The organism is Paenibacillus sp. NPDC093718 (assembly GCF_050279985.1).
Classification (GTDB): Bacteria; Bacillota; Bacilli; order Paenibacillales; family Paenibacillaceae; genus Paenibacillus_AQ.
Window position 1 is genome coordinate 816,769 of the sequence record NZ_JBNNUS010000001.1, and the last position, 18,436, is coordinate 835,204.

Genomic DNA, 18,436 nt, shown 5'->3' on the forward strand with positions numbered 1-18,436 from the left:
TTCGCATGTTCCGCTCCGACTTTTAATATTGTATAATAAACTACATTAAAAAGGACAAGTCCTTATTTATTATTAATCATTAGGGGGTGGATCCATGAACCGCAAAAAAAAGAATAAATACACCGCATTATACGCCTTCGGCGGAGTCTTCGTCTTATTGATTGCTGCACTCGTTTTCTTGAACGGTCAAGGTGAAGCAAGCGAATTGTACGGCGGTAAGAAGGTCTCCAGCCTGAACCCGGCTACGCAGGAGCTCCTTAATGATCCGAACTACCAGCAAATCATTTTGCCGGATCAGCTGAAGAGCAAGGTCGACAACAAAGAGAATTTCTTTGTGTACTTCTTTGCATCCGACTGTCCGCACTGTCGTGCGACGACCCCGGAACTGATGCCTTTGGCGGATGATGCCGGAATTACGATGCACCAGTACAACCTTCGCGAATACCAGGAAGGCTGGAGAGAGTACAACATTGAGTTCACCCCGACGCTGGTCTATTTTGAGAACGGCGCAGAGAAAGAACGCATGGTCGGCGGATTGAAACCGGAAGGTTCTAGTGAAGGCTACTCCATCGATGACTTCAAGCAATTCCTGGATAAATATAAGGGGAGCGTGACGAAATGAACCGCACTCGCGCCATCCTCTTTACCTTTGTCATTTCGGGCATGCTGCTGACCGCATGCGGCGGTAAAGAATCCGCTGCCGGGCATCAGCACGGCGCCGATTCCGAACGATACGAGACAACGGCGAGCCTGACGGTGATGCCGGAGTTTCTGTCCAATTATACCGACAATACGCAAGCAACCTATGCTACGGTCGGAGAACTTGAGGACATTATCAAGGAAATCAAGTGTTATTGCGGCTGCATGGACGAGGAGACCGGCTATCATGATTCCCTCCATCGCTGCTTCATCGCCGAGAATAAAGACGGCGAAGTCAAATGGACGGACCATGGCGCCCAGTGCGGCATCTGCCTGACCGAGCTGCAGGATGCCAAACGGCTTCATGACGAAGGAAAATCCGTCGAGGAAATCAAGGAGTTCATCGATAACAAATATAAAGGTACCGAATCCTAATTCTGTTTGGTCATATAAAAAAGAGCTGCCCAAAAGTAGATTGCTCTACATACGGGCAGCTCTTTTTTCACTTGTTCCCAGAATTACTTGGAATGTGCCCGCTCCGGCTTTCGCCGCTGCGGAATGTTCGGCTGGATGCGCTCCGATGCCAACTGAACTGCCTGCCTAAGCTCAGTATCCCCAATTTCGATCGTCAAATCCCTATAGGGAAACGGACGAACGTCATACGAAGATAACTGCTCGGCGTATTCCCGAACTTCGCTCACCAGCTTCCCCATCGAGATCCCCAGCTCATCGCCAGGATAACGCTCGAGGCGCGATACAGCGCTTATGAACATTTTATATGCTCCTCTAACGTTATTGTTCCGGAAATGGAAAAGCCCGACGGCTACTTGCAGAAGCCCCTTATACCTTGGATCACGATCCTGCGCGAGCCACAGTTCCTCTAGCACCTCATGGCATTCGAAATAGTCTTGATCCCGGTTAAAGTAAACGAGGTAAGCGACATACAGCGGTTCATAACTCATGCTCGTTTACTTTCTTCTTGGCTTCGGCCAGCATCTCCTTCACCTCGTCCAGAAGCACCTTCATCCCATCCATGTCATGATCCTGAAATATCGCGTTAAACCGGCTCTGAAAAGCAATCGCCTCATTGACCAGATGAAAGAAATACAGCTTGTGAATTGCGTTCAGCACCTGTGTCGTAATATTGGAATCGTCCTCGAACTGCCGCTGGGCCTCCAATATATCCTCCCGGATGCTCGACATTTCCGTATCCAGCGTATTCGCCGCTTCTCCGGCTTTCTTCAGCCGCGCCCGAATGTCATCCGGCAGACTTTCCCGGTACTTGTAGCTAAGCGAGTGCTCAATCGTAGCCCAGAAATTCATGGCCAGCGTGCGGATCTGAATTTCGGCAAGCACTTTCTTTTGCCCCAGAGCGGTTTGCACCGGATATTCAATAATCATATGAAAGCTCCGATAGCCGCTCTCTTTGAAATTGGTAATGTAATCTTTCTCATATAATACGGTCAGGTCTTTCCGTGCCCGGATGTATTCGGCTACCCGCCGGATATCCTCCACGAACTGACACATAATCCGAATGCCTGCGATATCCTCAATCCCGGTTTCCAACTCGTCCATCGGCACATCGAGGCGTTTCGCCTTGTCCAGTATGCTCGAGATCCGTTTGACGCGACCCGTTACGAATTCGATCGGTGCGTATTCCTCCCTTTTTTTCAGTTCGGAACGCATCGTCTTGAATTTAACCTTCAATTCCTCAACGGTCTGCTCATACGGAAGCAAAAATGTTCCCCAGTCTCTAACGTCCATCGCCTTGCCTCCTGTCTTTACCCCTTTACCGATGATTAGCGCCGACGGCTTCGGAAATATGGCTGAAGCCATCCCGTGCAAGCAGCTCCCGGAGACCGGAATGAAGCTTGCGGTTCACCTCAGGCCCTTCATAGATAAGTGCTGTATAAATTTCCACCAGGCTTGCGCCTGCGCGTATTTTGTCATAAGCATCACTTGCCGTAAAAATCCCGCCAGACCCGATAATCGGAAGCGCACCGCCGGTCTGCTTGTATATCCGGGAGACAATCTCCGTCGAACGGTTACGCAGCGGTTTACCGCTAAGGCCGCCGGTTTCTTTGGCGTTACTGTGCGTCAATCCATCCCGCGAAAGCGTCGTATTCGTGGCGATTATGCCGGAAACGCCGCTGGCGCTGATCGTATCCACCATGAATTCCAGTTCCTCATCGCTCACATCCGGCGCAATCTTCACCAGAACGGCCTTCTCGCCTCCATGAATCTTGGCTTGGCGGGACATTTCGTTCTTCACGGCTTCCAGCAAGGATGACAATTCGCTCCCATGCTGAAGGCTGCGCAAGTCCGGCGTGTTCGGGGAACTGATGTTGACAACAAAAAAGTCGCCATACGGAAATAAAGCTTGAATGCAAGCTTCGTAATCACCGTTGGCTTTCTCGTTCGGAGTCGCCTTGTTCTTCCCGATGTTAACGGCAACCGGGATACGGCGTTCCTTGAGTGCGGACAGCCTTTTTGCCATCGCCTCGGCCCCTTCGTTGTTGAAGCCCATCCGATTGATGAGTGCCTCGTCAGGAGGAAGCCGGAACAATCGCGGCTGTTCATTGCCCGGCTGCCCCTTCGGGGTCACCGTGCCTACTTCCATAAATCCGAAGCCGATGGAGGAGAATCCTTTGACAGCCTGAGCGTTTTTATCCAATCCGGCGGCAAGTCCGACCGGTGTCGGGAAATGAAGCCCGAACAGGTCTACTGCCAAATCCGATGTTTCGCTAACACCGTACATCCCTCGCATGACAGCGTCTGCGCCAACCACGCCGGAGGCACGTCCAAGGCCGCCAACCACAAGGTGGTGAGCTTTCTCGGGATCGAGTTTAAAAAATATAGGTTTGCCTATGTTGCGGTACAGCACATCCACTCTTCCTCTCATCCAGTTATTTCTCTATCCTTCAGTTTATCCGTTTCTGCCTCAAAAAGAAAGTTCTTCAGCATAAACCGGGCGATCCTCCTGGCGAGAAAGCGATATGGCAATTTCGGGACAAACACCTTACAATAAAGGAAGATTGTACAAATCATTTTCACGATCATTAGAGAAAGAGGGGAAGCACATGTCAGCCAAACGTAAACCTCCGACCTTGCAGCAGAAAAAAGAAGAGGTTAATAAGAAGGCCATACTTTGGATCAGCTCCGGCATCGCTCTTCTTATTATCCTGATTATTGTTCTGATTGTGATTGCCCAGCCTTAATCCAGCCAGTGATACACCTTGCCCGGGTTGGTCTGCCCCTGGGCAAGCTTGAGCTTCAAACGATCTTTCGGCGTCCACAGGCCCTCGGGCAGAACCCCTTCCCGAATTTTCACAACGGTTCCCATCGGAACCAGATCAAACAGCTCCTCGACATCCTCCTTAAGCATACGGATACAGCCCTCGGATTCATTCGCTTCGATACTGTCTACGTCTAGCGTACCGTGTATGGCGTACAACGTATCGGACAGCTGCATTCCCCGCGTTCCATAGGGACCCTTCGTGGTCCCGTTCGGATTCACAACCTTGTCATGAATATGAAAATCACCGAGCGGCGTCTTCGCTCCTCCGAGCCCGACCGCATAATTGCGCAGCATGACGGTGCCGCTGACAACGGCAAGCCGATGATGCTTCCGGTCGATGATGACCTGAAGCGGCTGCTCAAAAAAAGGATCCCCGTTCGGCGATGTCCCCCAATATCCCCTCTCTTCCGGATCGTTCCCCGACGGCTGCTGCCCCGGCTGGTCCTCATGACCGCCTGCTCCTTGGGACTTATGCTTCATTAAAGCTCCGAACATCTCCTCCATCGCTTTCGATCGGCCGGACAGCCAATTGTTCGGATACGGCTGCGTCAATTCATTCAAGCTTTTAGGCAGGCGTCCATGCCGAGCCTTATACTGGTTGACCGCTTCCTGCAGCACGGCGGTTTCGACTTGCAGATCCGCCCATTGCCCCGCGCTTCGCTTAAGCTTCGAACTATCCGCAGGCTCGCATTCACACTCCAATGCCGCTCCTTCATATGGCTGGATCGCAATGGCACCCTTCGCATCCCGATGCAATCCGTATAAACGCTCCATGTCCTTGCTCCATAACTGCCACTTGCCCGAAGGCTTCATCCCCAGTGCAACCGACCAATTCGGCAATTCCTGAGGATGCCGGAGCAATGAGGACAGTGTGCCGGCGGAATCCTTCCCCTGGCCGGAAGCAACGGCGATGTACAGCGGTTCTTTACGCGAATCCCTCTTCTCGTAGTTAGCGACTGAGGCGGATACCGGTTCATTTGGCGGGAACACATTGGATGCAACATTCCCGGGAACGGAGCCCGGCGCCTGGGCCGGAGGAAGAAATACGAGCAGCAATAACACCAGCGCAGCAAGCAAACGCCGGGTTCTTTTTCGCCTGCGGTCCTTGTCCTTCTCCATCTCCAATAAGCGCTGTTCGTAATTTTTCCATATATCGGACGGAACCTGGCTAAGCTCGAAGGCTTCATAGACCCCCTCCGCCTTGTTATAACAGTAATTTGCCTTGCCCTGTTCGCCGGCCTGCTCATATTCCTTGCCGAGCAGATACCAGGCCATTTTATTATCAGGATGCGTCTCCACATACCTTTTGAGGTACAGCGAATTATTCATTCGGGAGCCTCCTTTTATGACATTTTTACCTCTATTATCCTGTATATCGGTATATACGCTTCAATTATGTATGAATCGTGGATACGAAAAAACGCCCCCTGCCTTTGTCGGGCAGAGGGCGTCGGTATAAGTTCAAGATGGAATATCAGGGCTCGAGCGGTATTGGTTATTCTGCGTTAAATGGCTCGTCTGCAATCCGAATTGAATCTGTCGGGCAGCCGTCGCAGGCATCCAGCATATCGTCATGCATATCTTCCGGAATTTCGGTTACCCCGCGGTTGTTGTCTCCGTCAAAAATGACTTCTGCCAGGCCTTCGTCGTCGTAATCGTAAATGTCGGGTGCCGTTGCGCCGCATGCTCCGCAAGCGATGCAGGTATCTTTATCTACCCAAGTAAACTTCGCCATAGTCTCTCTTCCTCCTGTATATCTATAAACATCTCTATAAACATAGTATAAGCTGACGGTCTCCCGCCACCATCTACATATATTAATACAATTTTTTTAGGAATACAAATGAATTTCATCACATTTTCCGACAAAATTCAGGTATGCTCAAAGGATATGGAGTATCTCATCCAACAAATAAAACGATTAATCCCGGTCTGGATCCTGCGAGGTCGGCTGATCGGCATTTTTATTATCGTTCCCCAGATCCCTTACAAAATCCATCTGTAAAGATGTTCCTCTCCGCTTATGATTTCGGATTAAAGACGACGGATCATCACCCAGCATGCCGGCGGTCAGCACCGCACTCTCCCCGAATTTATTGCGCAGCTCGTCCATCACCCGGGTCAGTGATTCTTTCTTCGGCTGTTTCTCGTAATCGAACAAATCCAGCTGAATGGCGGACTCCTCCTTCGTGACAAGCTGCTGGAGCGTAACGCCAAGCAGACGGAGCGGCTTGTCCTGCTTCCAGTGCCGGTGATACAGCTCGCACGCTTCCCGGTAAATATCCTCGGTATTTTCCGTCGGAATGGCAAGATGCCTCGACCTGGTGATGGTCTTCATATCCGGTGTACGCAGCGTGATCTGTATGCCGCTGGTCATTAGACCCTGTCTGCGGAGCCGGCGCGCTACCTGATCGCTCAAATTCAGCAGCACCCTTCTCGCCTCCTCCGCCGATGTAACATCCTGCGGAAGCGTGGTCGTGTGTCCAATCGATTTGCTCTGTTCCCGCTCCGCAACGACAGGAGCATGGTCGATGCCGCTGGCTGCCCGTTTCATCCATGACCCCATCACGCCAAAAGTGGAGGTCAGCAGGCCTTCATCGGCGGCTGCCAGCTGTCCGATCGTCTGGATGTTCAACTTGCGCAGCTTATCGGCTGTCTTGCTCCCGATGCCGAACAGCTCAGCACAAGGTCTGTTCCAGAGCACCAGCGGGACATCCCGTATCCGCAGCACGGACAGCCCGTTGGGCTTCTTCATGTCAGATGCCATCTTGGCCAGCAACTTATTGGGAGCAATGCCGACGGAGCAAGGCAGCGACAACTCCTCGCGAATACGCTCCTGAATCTCCCGGGCGATATCCAGGGGGGTGCCGAACTGCTTCGATCCCGTGATATCCAGGTAACATTCGTCAATCGATGTCGCTTCCAGCAACGGCGTATAAGCATAAGCTATATTCATAAATGCATTGGAATACTTGCGGTACAGATGGAAATCCGGCTGAATGATCATCAGGTCGGGGTAAATCCGCAGCGCCTGTCTCACATTCATTCCTGTGCGTATCCCGAGGGATCGTGCCGCATAGGAGCAAGTAACAATGACGCCTTTTCGCAGCTCGATGCTGCCTGCGACAGCCGTAGGCTTCCCCCGGTAAAGCTCCGGCTCCTCCGCTTCGTGTACCGAACAGTAAAAAGCATTCATATCCACATGTAGTATAACGCGGCCGCTGGCCGGATAATAATTGTCGATATGTCCCACGCAGAATTCCTTCTTTCTTATGATACGGTTCTTCCTAATATAATGCTCCGGTCACCTGGGTTGAGGATTCTTTCATTTTCTATGTGTTCCATTATAACTTGATTAGAACCTCGTGTGCCTCTAACATCTTGTTCGTAGGATCATGAACGCATAACTGCCAGCCTAACGCCTCCAGCATACCGCTCCCCTTAATACGGGTCAAGAATAAGCCCCGCGGGGTAAAGTTTGTTTTTTTACTCTGTTACTTTCCCGCAAAGAAATGTTATAATACAAAATTATAAACAATGCGGTCCAATCCCGGACACCCAAAGGAGGACATCATGTCTAAGTCCATTTCCATCTTTGATACGACACTTCGCGACGGAACCCAAGGCGAAGGAATCAGCTTGTCGGCGGACGACAAGGTCAAAATCGCCAAGAAACTCGATGCTCTTGGTGTTCATTATATTGAAGGCGGTATCCCGGGAAGCAACAGCAAGGACATCGAATTTTTCAAAAGAGTCCAGGATCTCGGCTTAACCTCAAAAGTAACCGCTTTTGGCAGCACTCGCCGCAAAGGCTCCATCGCCGAGCAGGATGCCAATTTGCTTCGAATTCTGGAATCCGGCGTTTCTGCGGCCACTTTGGTCGGGAAGTCATGGGATTTCCACGTTCATACCGCGCTTCAGACGACACTGGAAGAGAATCTGGCCATGATCTATGATTCCATCGCCTTCCTGAAGCAAAAGGGCCTGGAAGTGATTTTTGATGCCGAGCACTTTTTTGATGGATATAAGAACAATCCCGAATACGCTGTTGCCGTATTGTCCAAGGCTCGGGAGGCAGGTGCTGATTGGCTTGTCATGTGCGATACGAACGGCGGCAGTCTTCCGCACGAGATCTCGAACATCGTGACATCTTTAACGGGTGCATTACCTGGCGCTCCGCTCGGCATTCACACCCATAACGATTGCGAGCTTGCCGTTGCCAACACGCTAAGTGCCGTACAGGCTGGTGTCCAGCATGTGCAGGGAACGATGAACGGTTACGGGGAACGCTGCGGGAATGCCAACCTGTGCTCCATCATTCCGAATCTGCAGCTGAAGCTGGGATACGAGTGCATCGGAGACGATAACCTCCGCACGCTAACGAATACCGCACGATATATCAGTGAAATCGCCAACGTCAATATGCCGGTCAACCAGCCGTATGTCGGTAACGCTGCCTTTGCCCATAAGGGAGGCATCCATGTTTCGGCGATCCTGCGCGATTCCAGAACGTACGAGCATATCGAACCGGAGAAAGTCGGAAACAAGCAGCGCGTGCTGGTATCCGAGCTTGCAGGACAGAGCAACATCGTATCGAAGGCGCAAGACATGGGTCTTAACTTTGATCCGGCTAGTGAACAATCCAAGCATATTATCGGAAAGATCAAGGATCTTGAGCATGAAGGATATCAATTCGAGGGGGCAGACGCTTCCCTGGAGCTGCTGCTTCGAGAAGCGAACGGAGAGTTTAAGGAACTGTTTACCTTCGAATCCTTCAAAATGCTCGTAGAGAAATCAGCCGGCCAGCCGGTTGTTTCCGAAGCCTTTGTCAAAGTCAACGTTGCCGGTGAGAGCATCTACACCGCAGCGGAAGGCAACGGCCCGGTCAATGCGCTTGACAACGCGCTGCGTAAAGCGCTGGTCCAATACTTCCCCACACTCAAGGAAATGCATCTTGCTGACTATAAGGTACGGGTGCTGGATGACAAGGATGCGACGGCAGCCAAAGTACGGGTGCTCATCGAGTCCAAGAACTTTGAGAACTCCTGGAACACCGTCGGGGTTTCCAGCAACGTCATTGAGGCGAGCTGGGAAGCCCTGGTCGACAGTATGCGTTATGCGCTGCTCGGTCAAATCTCACCGGAACAGGTGCATGAGTCCGCAGCAAGGCAAGGGTTGGTTAATCACTAAGGCTACCGTCCAATATAAAAAGCGCGTATCCGCCATGTATGCACATGGCGGCCGCGCTTTTTTGGTGTTTCAGCCGCTCTTCGCTTCACAATTAATTCAACAACTTAGCTACCTTTTTGCGAAGATCCTTGGGATCCGGAGCGCCAAGAATGATTTCCTGGATCACGCCGTTTCGATCAATCAGCACATTCGTCGGGAAGACCTGACCTTTATACAGCTCCTCGAACACTTCTCCTTTGGGATCGAGAAGGATTGGATACCGGAGTTCAAAATCCTTAACGAATTGACGCGCTTTCTTCTCATTATCATACTTGGACACGTTCACGCCGTAGATTTCCAGCTCATCTGCATATTCCTCCGCCAGCTCATCGAGCTCCGGGGCTTCCTGCTTGCATGGCTCACACCATGATGCCCAGAAATTGACGACCATCGCTTTATCGCGCGCTCCGCCGCCGGCATATGTCTTGTCGTCCATCCCCTTCAAGGTGAAGGTAGGGGCAAGCAGTCCGGCTTTGGCGCCTGTCTCCGTCGGGAGCGGTTTCTCCTGCGTGAAGACAGCCTGGATGTTGTCCCCGGCTTGGTTATAGATTACAGCGCCTGCCGCTACAACAAGCAGGACGAGGATAATGATGTTTCGTTTCATAGGTATAGGTTCCTTTGCTAAACTTAGTTATAGTCCCTATTGTACCCTGAAACCCTGATCTTTCAAACACGTGATCAACTCTAAAATATAGCCCGGGAGGGAAAAAGATGAACCCGTCTGACATGGCCCTGGAGCAGCTTCTGCTGCACGCGGCCGTACAACAGCATATATCGGACTATACGTATGATTGTCTGCCACAGGAAGCTTGTGGCGTCCTTATCGGGCACTCCAGCGCAGCAAGGCGATCGGTAACCGTTACGCAATTTATCCCCATAAAAAATACAGCGGAGTTTCCGCTGCATTCATTTCATCTGGACCCTGTTGAGTGGACCCGCTTGGTGTTAACTGAAAAAGGAATTGTCGGATTGTTTCACAGTCACCCTCATACATTCCCTGAGCCGTCCAGCGAGGATCTGCTGCAGCTTCAAGCCTTCGGCGGATTGCTCCAGGTGTATGCCATCGGATCTCCTGCACCTCCAAACGCTCCCGATTCGAAACCATTACAGCTTCATACTTACAAAATTATTCGAGGAAAAGAGACCTCAGAATTACTCAGCAACCTGCCGACAAATTCCTGGGTGCGGCTGGGATCGGAATTCCACTCCCTCGCCCCGATTCCTTGCAAGATCATAATAGAATAATAAGCTATCGCGGCAACATCTTATTCGCGGTTATGCCTCGCTTAGATAGACATATAAATCTCCAAGCGTGGTTGCATGGCCGCGCGCCTGAATTTCTTTCATATAATCCGCCCACAGCCGGGCAGTCATTCGCGCGTCGGACAGAGCATGATGCCGGCCCTCCACCGGAATGCCGCTGCTCCGCAGCAGCTCATCCAGACTATAGTCCTTCTGCTCAGGATATAATCTCTGTGCGAGCATCATTGTATCAAGGAGCCGATGGGTTAATCGAACCTTCGACGTCTTCCACAAGGCTGCGTTCAGGAATCCGCGGTCATGCGCAGCGGCATGGGCAACAAGCACCCTGCCTCCTATAAAAGCCATAAAATCATGCAGCCCCTCCATTAAGGGCGGGGCTGCATCAACCATATGCTGCGTAATTCCTGTCAGCTCAGCAATGAATGGGGGAACAGGAGCACCGCTGTTAACAATCATATGAAAGGTTTCGTTCTCGATCAATTGCCCGCCGATGACCTTGATTGCACCGAATGACAAAATTTCATCACCGTGCTGGTGATTGAACCCCGTCGACTCCAGATCAAACACGACAACCTCCAGCTCGTCCAGCGGGGTACCCAGAACCTCCGGCCTCCGGTTATCCTTCATCTGGGATCGGATGAAGGCTAGCTGCTGCGCCGTCTGCGCCCCGCGCATTGAGGCGATGGCGGAATTAAAGTTACCCGAACGTAGGGATCTCCAGAAGCCCCCGTTCGATTGTCCCGGTTCAGTCATGGGTTCCTCCTCTCCGCAAAACGGTGCTCTCGCTGCAATGACCGGTGTATCCGTCTGACCACACCAAGCGTATCGCGAAGCTCGTACTGCATGGTTTTGTTCTTGAGCTGCTCCTGCGGGATATACCCGCTGCTCGTGATCAGCCCGTTCTCCAGCCGATAGGGCGTGTTATTTCTCAGCCGAAGCGCCGTCAAGAAAGCACGCTGCACGCTTTCCAGCAGCAAGTTGCCGCCCTCAAGCAGCATCACCTTCTCCATACGCTTTTGCGTCGAGGTTTCGATAATGCCTCTTTGCAGCGCCATCGTGCGAATGCTGTTCACAAGCGGAATATAAACGCCATACTTTACGTCAAATTCACCGGCATGCTCACCAAACCGCTCCGTTACGATTCGCCCCATGACATTCAGCGTTGCCTTGTGCTTGACCGTATTTCGCAGCACGGCATTGCCAATGTTCGGGTTCAGCTCGACAGAGCTCCGGAAATGGTCGGCCCATGCCTCCGATAGCTCGCCATCTCCCGCTATATGACGGAGATCCGAAGCGATGATAAAATTGCGAATCGGCTCCCACTGCTGGTCTCCACACCACTCGCTAATCTGATTTTTCCAATCGCTAAGCTTTTTACTCCATAAAGGTTCGGAACACATCACCTTTCCCGAACATTTGGGATAGCCTGCATACTCCAGCAGGTTCGCCAGTCGAAGGCCATATTCCCGAAAGAAGGGAAGTTGTTCCTCCTCCAGCTCATCGCCAATGATCAAACCGTTGTCCTGATCGCTCCACAGCGTAGCTTCCTGCCTTCCGCTGCTGCCAAAAGCAACAAACGCATAACGCGCAGGAGGCCGGCCCAAGCCAGCCTCCCACATGTCCTGCTCACAGATTGCCGCGGCACGCTGTCCAATCAGATCATGCATCGTATTGACGGATGCGATCCACTCTCTCAGCTCCATGTCATGACGCATCTTGATCAGATGGTTCTGACAAACGATCCGTTCATCTCGTAATTGCTGGGCTGTTGCTGCTGTCTGAATTTCCGAGAATTCCGGAAACAGATTTACGGATTTCAGAGGTTTCATGCCGCGGCCTCCTTTCCATTTAGAGTTTCATATTTATAACGCCGTATCGCTTCCAGGTACCCCTTTGCCTCCGGAACGAAACTCTGGTAATTTCCCTTCCGATTCCGCCAGAAGTTTCATCTGCTCCGGATATCCGTAAGTTCCATGTTCGCTCATATCTAGACCCACTAATTCTTCTTCCTCCGTTACACGGATACCCATCGTAATTTTCATGAGGTACAGAATAATGAATGAGATCACGAGAACGAATGCAAACGTACCGATAAGACCCAATAGCTGAACGCCAAGCTGACCGAAGCCCCCGCCGTAGAACAAACCTTCTTTGCCTACGCCTGTAATTTCAACAAGTCTCGGTGCTGCGAACAAACCTGTGGATACCGCACCCCACATACCGGCAATACCATGTACGGAGAATGCATATACAGGATCATCAATGCCCTTGCGGTCAAACCACTGAGCCGTAAAGAAGGTAATCGTACCGGCTACTGCACCGATAACAACAGCCGCCCAAGGTTCCACGAATGCACAGGCCCCCGTGATAGCCACAAATGCAGCAAGAATACCGTTCAGCATGCTGGGAATATCTGCTTTGCCAAGAACCGCCCAAGAGATCAGCAATGCCGCTAGCGCACCTGCCGCGGCCGCGATATTCGTATTTAAAGCCACAAAACCGAAGAAGCCGTCCGTGAGTGCGGAGATGGTGCTGCCTGGATTAAATCCGAACCAACCGATCCAGATGATGAATACGCCGAGTACCGATAAAACCTGGTTATGACCCGGAATGCTGTTAGGCTTCCCGTCCTTATTATATTTGCCAAGTCGTGGCTTCAGAAGAACGGTAGCCACCAGCGCCGCTGTAGCACCTGTCAAGTGAACGACCGTCGATCCGGCAAAGTCCTGCATACCCAGAGCTCCGAGCCAGCCGCCGCCCCATACCCAGTGAGCAACAATCGGATAAATCACGATGGTGAACAGCAATCCAAACACGATATAAACGCTGAGCTTTGCCCGTTCTGCCATACCACCGCAAGCGATGGCCAAGGATACGGCCGCAAAGGATAAATGGAACAGAAACATAATGGTTGTCGGCACATCGTAAGCGGACAAGGAATCAAAAGAGCCAGCCGCATTGTCGCCGCTTAAGAAAAAACCTTCAAATCCGAAAAAACTGTTCCCGTTTCCGAATGCCAGGCCAAACCCTAGTGCCCAGAAGGCGACAATCGAAATACCGAAGGTCAGGAATGTTTTGCCTGCAACGTGGCCTGCATTCTTCATACGGACAGATCCGGCTTCCAGCAGTGCGAACCCTGCTTGCATGAAGAATACGAGCAATGCTGCCAAGAATACGAACACGGAGTTCAAACCAGCCGTTAATTCAACGTTCGTGGCTCCCCCATCAGCGGCGAATGCGCTCGCCGGGAATGCAAGCAATGCGATTACTCCCGCCATTAAACCTAGCCATCTTTTTCCCATGTTTTACACTCCCCTTAATGTAAACTAATATAACATTACCTTGAATTCATATTGTCATTATAGGGGGGTTAACCAAAATCCGCAACGGTTATTTTTATAAAAAACTAAGTTTGTGTAATATAATCTAACATTAAGTGCATCCAGTGCAAATCCTCAAACATCATGTATCGATTAAAAAAGACTAGGCTACAAGATTTTTTGTCACAACTATGACGTTTGACTGTATGGTTCATGATCATGTATCATATTTCTATTAAAATGAAAATATAAATGCATTCATTAATTTCCAATTCAATGAAAGCTTGTGAGGTGATGAATGATGGGGATCACGAGCGGAAATCTTTTCCGGATCGGTGAGCTGGCCAAAGTTGCCGGAATCAGCGAAAGAACCATTGACTATTATACGAAGCTGGGTTTGATCTCCCCTGAAAAACGGACGTTAAAAAACTACCGGTTGTACAGTTCTGAAACCTTAAGCACTCTCGAACGTATTAATCAGTTAAAGCAAGAGAAATATACTCTCGATGAGATTAAGGAAAGACTGGATCGCTGGAAGTCGGTTCCCGATGATTCCGAAATGACGGAGAAGCTAACCAAGCTCGAAATACAGATGAAACAGCTGGAACGGGATGTGAAGGAACTCAACCCGCTTCTGAGTGAATTAAAGCCAAGTCAAGCCCGGGAGGTACTCGCTAACATCCTTCCTAAAGGGGCTGCTTGCATCGAGTCGCTACAAATCTTGCTGAACCAGTTCACTTCGATGTAATGGTGAAGAACCAAATAACAACTTTGTATGGGGGTATGATACATGTATTCTGACTGGATGTTTATTCTCATTATTATCGCTTTTATATTCTCACTATGGGCCCAGTTCCGGGTCAAAGGCACGTTTAACAAATGGGCCAAGGTCGAGAACAGCACCGGCATGACGGGATACGATGCTGCCCGGCATATGCTGGATGCCAACGGACTCCACGATGTACCGATTGAACCGGTGCCAGGCACACTCTCCGACCACTATGATCCGACCAAACGCGTTGTGCGTTTGTCGGAGCCCGTTTATTACGAACGCACGATCTCAGCTGTCTCCGTTGCTTGTCACGAGGTTGGCCATGCGATCCAGCATGCCGAGCACTATCCGATGCTTGTAGCCCGTCACAAGATGTTCCCGGTCGTGAACTTTGCATCGGGTATCGCTCCGTTTCTCTTGATTGCCGGATTCCTGTTCCAAGCCATGAACCTGGTCGGTCTCGGTATCATCTTCTTCTCTTGCGCCGTTGCCTTCCAGCTCGTCACTTTGCCGGTCGAGTTTAACGCAAGTAACCGTGCCCGTCAGCTGATGGTTCAAGAAGGCTATATCGCCAATAACGAAGAACGTGGAGTTGCTAAAGTATTGAACGCCGCGGCCTTGACTTATGTCGCTGCAGCTTTGATCTCCCTGCTCGAGTTGATCCGTTATATCATGATCTTTACGAGCAACCGGGAATAACCCAATAAAAACACAACAACAAAAGGGCTTTCCTCTCTACCTAGATCGGTGGAGATGGATAGCCCTCTTTTTTATATATGTTATTTTTGATTAATGAAGCCAGGTTAGGGAGTTCATGCGTCAGTCCGCTTTCCCTTCCTTTTTCGGCGACGGATCAATACCAAAATATTGAAGCAGAAACGCACGGAATGCCTGAGCGACCGGTGGCAGCTTCTCGTCCGCGCGGTGAATCAGACCGATGGAACGCGTTACCTTCGGCTCCGAGATCCGGACGCGTGCCGGCTGCAAGGGATTCGTCTGGAATAGCGCCATTTCAGGAAGCAGGCTGACCCCCATACCGGCCGCAACCAGTCCGCGGATCGTATCCGTTTCCTCGCCTTCAAAAGCAATCTTCGGCGTGAACCCTGCTTCAAGACAGGCATGCCACACAATTGGACGCAAGGAATAGCCTTTGCTGAACAGCACAAAGCGCTCCTCTTTCAACTGCTCCAGCTTGATGGACTGCTCCCCCGCAAGCGGGTGATTCGGCGGCAGAATCGCAAACAGCTCCTCTGTCAAAACGATATCCCCATCCACTTGATCATGACGATCCGGAAACGGCGACACAAATGCCAAATCCACTTCAGCCCCGACCACGTCCCGGATCAGTGTCGGGAACATCCCCTGCTTGAACCGGAACTTCACGTTCGGATATTTCTTCCGGAATTCAGCCACAATGGACGGAATCAAATGGATGCCCAGGCTGTGCGGGAATCCGATGCGGATCTCCCCCTGTTCCGGGTCCAGAAATTCATGTATCTCGACGACCGCACGGTCCAAGTCCTTCATAATGCTCTCCACCCGTTTGCAAAAAAGCTGACCTACCGGGGTTAACTGCAGATTCCGGCCTTTTTGCATGAACAAATTAACACCAAGCTCTTCTTCCAACTGATGTATTTGACGGCTGACGGCTGACTGAGCCACATGAAGCTCTTCTGCCGCTTGGGTAACGTGTTCCTTTTGCGCAACCTTTACAAAGTATTGCAACTGTCGTAATTCCACGCCTTTTATCGCTCCATTCTTATTCCCTAGAAGACTTGAAGACTTTATCAAATCATCCAATTCTATTATAACAGACCCTCTAAGGTCCGATTATGTTCGACGTTTAAATAATCGAATCATGAGACCGTAGAGGAAAAATCCGCCTACCAATCCGCCGACATGTGCTACAAGGCTGACCCCTGGGGTAAACGAGAACAGTATCCCCAAAATAAGCAGGGTGAACAGCGTCTTGCGGGACGACTCATCAATGACATGCCGCTGGAACAGGGCGATGTACAGATAAGCGCCATAAGCTCCGTAAATGGCTCCTGAGGCGCCTACAAGGAAGGTATAGTCCTCCATGCGCTCATAATAAGCCAATCCGATTACATTACCGAGAACACCGCTGAGAAGATACAGAATGGCAAACTTCCAGCTCCCCATGATTCTTTCCAGCGGGGGAACAAATACCAGCAGTGCGAAGCTGTTGAACAATACATGATCAAATCCGTTATGCAGAAACATCGCCGTAAAGTATCTCCATGCCTGATCAACGAATTGCGGCAAATCCGATAAGGCTCCATATTTCAGCAGCGTAACCGGATTTCTGGAACCTCCGTCAAAGGATGTGATCACAAACATCACCAGGTTAATGACAAGCAGCAGCGATGTAACGGGGTAATAACGCAAATAACTTTTCCAATTTTCATAACGTACGAATATCATAGCATCCTCCTCATCCTAAACCAGGCCAGGGATGCTCCTAGTGGACATACCCTTTTTAAAAAGATTATAATGTACCATGAACCTGATCACCAAACTTTGATATCCAAGGAGGAGATTTCTCATGGCTCAAGAACGTTCAGGAGTTGCCACTTTCAAAGGCAATCCTATTACACTCATCGGACCACAGCTCAAGGCTGGTGATGCCGCGCCGGATTTTACTGTGAGCAAAAACCTGCTCGAAGACGTATCTCTTAAGGATTATGCCGGTAAAATCAAGCTGATCAGCGTCGTTCCTTCCCTCGACACCGGGGTATGCGATGCACAGACGCGCCGTTTCAATGAAGAAGCTGCTGGTCTGGGCGATGATGTGGTGATCCTTACAATCAGTGCCGACCTTCCGTTCGCCCAAGCCCGTTGGTGCGGAGCTGCAGGCGTTGACCGGGTCATTACGCTCTCCGACTATAAATCGCGTTCTTTCGGTGAAGCGTATGGCGTGCTCATCAAGGAATTCCAACTCGACATGCGTTCGATCTTCGTCGTGGATACTAACGATACCATCACCTATGTAGAATACCTTGGTGAGATGACGGATCACCCGAATTACGAAGCCGCGATCGATGCAGTAAAATCTTTGCGGTAACACGCCAAAAGCTACATACACTGCACACTTTTAAAAAGCGGGAGAGCAGCTCTCCCGCTTTTTCTTATTCTACTAAGCATCCACTTTATACTTGCTCATTTTTTTATCCAGAACAGCGTACAGGTTCAAGATAACCCGGTAGTTCGCTCCCAGATCCCCTAGGGAACCGCGGGACGCCGAATACATATCAACTGCGCTGCGAACCGGACTGATGCCGAGCACGGATACGGTAATGTCCAGTGTACGTCCAAACGAGGTTCTTTTCTCGAGCGTGATTTCTCCCACGGATTTAACCTCATGCAGAACTTTGTAACCCGGAATTTTTTTCAGTGTCGAGGAAACCTCTTCAAAACACTTTTCTTTTGAAAGATTGTAATAACGCGTCTTCAGCTTGGGATCTTTAGCACGGTCGCTTGTGCCGTCATAGCTGCGCACGATACCAATTAGAACTCGTTTTAATGACAAAGACCGTTCCTCCTTTATAAATGACCGTTCCTTTCCATACTCTAGTTTAACATTGTTTATGCTTTCAGCAAACCTTTATATATAGCAAAAAGGCACCTCTTTCACTTCGAATTCGAAATGAAAGAGGCGCCCATTCATTGACTTAACGAAACCCGCCTATGCCGTCCGGTAAACATTGTCTTCGAACCTGCATTAGCAGGTGGGTGACCGCAGAACCGCTTATGAATTCCCCTTGTCATATAGACAGGGCATTTCAGCCACGATTACGTATAGATCTCCCTAGACATCATCATTGGTTCAAAACAACGGAAAACCGAAACGAACATCGCAGGATGTAGTCTTATTATAGGGGGTTTTGCCGGAAA

21 protein-coding genes and 1 other RNA gene are annotated in these 18,436 nt (G+C 50.5%); 8 read left to right on the plus strand and 14 right to left on the minus strand.

Going from position 1 to position 18,436, the window contains the following annotated elements; all coding sequences use genetic code 11:
• The first annotated feature begins 94 nt into the window (after positions 1–94).
• Together ACQKPA_RS04120 and ACQKPA_RS04125 are read left to right on the plus strand one after the other, a co-directional pair.
• A complete protein-coding gene (locus tag ACQKPA_RS04120) occupies positions 95–622 on the plus strand; it encodes a thioredoxin family protein (protein WP_071223091.1) in 528 nt (175 codons plus the stop codon).
• Entirely contained in the window at positions 619–1,074 is a 456-nt protein-coding gene (locus ACQKPA_RS04125; protein WP_071223092.1) for a PCYCGC motif-containing (lipo)protein, read from the plus strand. The genes ACQKPA_RS04120 and ACQKPA_RS04125 overlap by 4 nt, the downstream gene beginning before the upstream one ends.
• 83 nt (positions 1,075–1,157) lie before the next feature.
• On the opposite strand, the gene ACQKPA_RS04130 is transcribed toward ACQKPA_RS04125, so the two are convergent.
• Genes ACQKPA_RS04130 through ACQKPA_RS04140 form a run of 3 tightly spaced genes read right to left on the minus strand, consistent with a single transcriptional unit; the run spans position 1,158 to position 3,523 of the window.
• Positions 1,158–1,601 carry a DUF309 domain-containing protein gene (locus ACQKPA_RS04130; RefSeq protein WP_427489622.1) on the minus strand — a complete coding sequence of 148 codons (444 nt, stop codon included), beginning with the start codon at positions 1,599–1,601 and terminating at the stop codon, positions 1,158–1,160.
• The gene (locus ACQKPA_RS04135; RefSeq protein WP_427489623.1) at positions 1,591–2,403 is read right to left on the minus strand and encodes a GTP pyrophosphokinase; all 813 of its coding nucleotides are present in this window, start codon (positions 2,401–2,403) and stop codon (positions 1,591–1,593) included. The genes ACQKPA_RS04130 and ACQKPA_RS04135 overlap by 11 nt, the downstream gene beginning before the upstream one ends.
• A gap of 25 nt (positions 2,404–2,428) precedes the next feature.
• Positions 2,429–3,523, minus strand: a complete 1,095-nt coding sequence (locus tag ACQKPA_RS04140) for a quinone-dependent dihydroorotate dehydrogenase (RefSeq protein WP_427490266.1) — start codon at positions 3,521–3,523, stop codon at positions 2,429–2,431.
• Between the two features lie 196 nt (positions 3,524–3,719).
• On the opposite strand from ACQKPA_RS04140, the gene ACQKPA_RS04145 reads away from it, so the two are divergent.
• Positions 3,720–3,857, plus strand: a complete 138-nt coding sequence (locus ACQKPA_RS04145) for a hypothetical protein (RefSeq protein ID WP_015736685.1) — start codon at positions 3,720–3,722, stop codon at positions 3,855–3,857.
• Here ACQKPA_RS04145 and ACQKPA_RS04150 read toward each other — a convergent pair.
• From ACQKPA_RS04150 to ACQKPA_RS04160, 3 genes are all read right to left on the minus strand, one after another.
• Entirely contained in the window at positions 3,854–5,266 is a 1,413-nt protein-coding gene (locus tag ACQKPA_RS04150) for a L,D-transpeptidase (RefSeq protein ID WP_427489624.1), read from the minus strand. The genes ACQKPA_RS04145 and ACQKPA_RS04150 overlap by 4 nt on opposite strands.
• 166 nt (positions 5,267–5,432) lie before the next feature.
• Positions 5,433–5,672, minus strand: a complete 240-nt coding sequence (locus ACQKPA_RS04155; protein ID WP_009594795.1) for a ferredoxin — start codon at positions 5,670–5,672, stop codon at positions 5,433–5,435.
• A 186-nt stretch (positions 5,673–5,858) separates the two neighbouring features.
• Positions 5,859–7,190 (minus strand): DNA polymerase IV, encoded by a 1,332-nt coding sequence (locus tag ACQKPA_RS04160; RefSeq protein ID WP_427489625.1) that lies wholly within the window; start codon positions 7,188–7,190, stop codon positions 5,859–5,861.
• Positions 7,191–7,510: 320 nt separating this feature from the next.
• Here ACQKPA_RS04160 and cimA point away from each other — a divergent pair, with 320 nt between their 5' ends.
• Positions 7,511–9,127 carry a citramalate synthase gene (gene cimA / locus ACQKPA_RS04165; RefSeq protein ID WP_427489626.1) on the plus strand — a complete coding sequence of 539 codons (1,617 nt, stop codon included), beginning with the start codon at positions 7,511–7,513 and terminating at the stop codon, positions 9,125–9,127.
• Between the two features lie 91 nt (positions 9,128–9,218).
• On the opposite strand, the gene ACQKPA_RS04170 is transcribed toward cimA, so the two are convergent.
• Positions 9,219–9,770 (minus strand): TlpA family protein disulfide reductase, encoded by a 552-nt coding sequence (locus ACQKPA_RS04170; RefSeq protein ID WP_427489627.1) that lies wholly within the window; start codon positions 9,768–9,770, stop codon positions 9,219–9,221.
• 107 nt (positions 9,771–9,877) lie between these two features.
• Here ACQKPA_RS04170 and ACQKPA_RS04175 point away from each other — a divergent pair, with 107 nt between their 5' ends.
• Entirely contained in the window at positions 9,878–10,411 is a 534-nt protein-coding gene (locus ACQKPA_RS04175) for a M67 family metallopeptidase (protein ID WP_427489628.1), read from the plus strand.
• A 30-nt stretch (positions 10,412–10,441) separates the two neighbouring features.
• On the opposite strand, the gene ACQKPA_RS04180 is transcribed toward ACQKPA_RS04175, so the two are convergent.
• The 3 genes from ACQKPA_RS04180 to ACQKPA_RS04190 are packed head-to-tail and all read right to left on the minus strand — an operon-like array spanning position 10,442 to position 13,731.
• Entirely contained in the window at positions 10,442–11,182 is a 741-nt protein-coding gene (locus ACQKPA_RS04180) for a 3'-5' exonuclease (protein ID WP_427489629.1), read from the minus strand.
• Positions 11,179–12,258, minus strand: a complete 1,080-nt coding sequence (locus tag ACQKPA_RS04185; protein ID WP_427489631.1) for a DUF294 nucleotidyltransferase-like domain-containing protein — start codon at positions 12,256–12,258, stop codon at positions 11,179–11,181. The genes ACQKPA_RS04180 and ACQKPA_RS04185 overlap by 4 nt, the downstream gene beginning before the upstream one ends.
• A 33-nt stretch (positions 12,259–12,291) precedes the next feature.
• Complete coding sequence (locus ACQKPA_RS04190) at positions 12,292–13,731, minus strand: ammonium transporter (RefSeq protein WP_071223102.1); 1,440 nt, start codon at positions 13,729–13,731, stop codon at positions 12,292–12,294.
• 316 nt (positions 13,732–14,047) lie between these two features.
• Between ACQKPA_RS04190 and ACQKPA_RS04195 the strand changes: the two genes are divergently transcribed.
• Both ACQKPA_RS04195 and ACQKPA_RS04200 read left to right on the plus strand, forming a co-directional pair.
• Positions 14,048–14,497, plus strand: coding sequence for a MerR family transcriptional regulator (locus ACQKPA_RS04195; protein ID WP_071223103.1), 450 nt, complete (start codon positions 14,048–14,050; stop codon positions 14,495–14,497).
• Between the two features lie 42 nt (positions 14,498–14,539).
• Complete coding sequence (locus ACQKPA_RS04200; protein ID WP_427489633.1) at positions 14,540–15,220, plus strand: zinc metallopeptidase; 681 nt, start codon at positions 14,540–14,542, stop codon at positions 15,218–15,220.
• Between the two features lie 120 nt (positions 15,221–15,340).
• On the opposite strand, the gene ACQKPA_RS04205 is transcribed toward ACQKPA_RS04200, so the two are convergent.
• Entirely contained in the window at positions 15,341–16,261 is a 921-nt protein-coding gene (locus ACQKPA_RS04205) for a LysR family transcriptional regulator (RefSeq protein ID WP_071223104.1), read from the minus strand.
• 90 nt (positions 16,262–16,351) lie between these two features.
• Entirely contained in the window at positions 16,352–16,966 is a 615-nt protein-coding gene (locus ACQKPA_RS04210; RefSeq protein ID WP_427489636.1) for a rhomboid family intramembrane serine protease, read from the minus strand.
• Positions 16,967–17,087: 121 nt separating this feature from the next.
• Here ACQKPA_RS04210 and tpx point away from each other — a divergent pair, with 121 nt between their 5' ends.
• Complete coding sequence (gene tpx, locus ACQKPA_RS04215; protein ID WP_427489638.1) at positions 17,088–17,606, plus strand: thiol peroxidase; 519 nt, start codon at positions 17,088–17,090, stop codon at positions 17,604–17,606.
• A 72-nt stretch (positions 17,607–17,678) separates the two neighbouring features.
• Here tpx and ACQKPA_RS04220 read toward each other — a convergent pair whose 3' ends face one another.
• Positions 17,679–18,071 carry a DUF1499 domain-containing protein gene (locus ACQKPA_RS04220; RefSeq protein ID WP_427489640.1) on the minus strand — a complete coding sequence of 131 codons (393 nt, stop codon included), beginning with the start codon at positions 18,069–18,071 and terminating at the stop codon, positions 17,679–17,681.
• A gap of 145 nt (positions 18,072–18,216) precedes the next feature.
• Positions 18,217–18,408, minus strand: a non-coding RNA gene (ssrS, locus tag ACQKPA_RS04225) — 6S RNA.
• Positions 18,409–18,436: the final 28 nt, after the last annotated feature.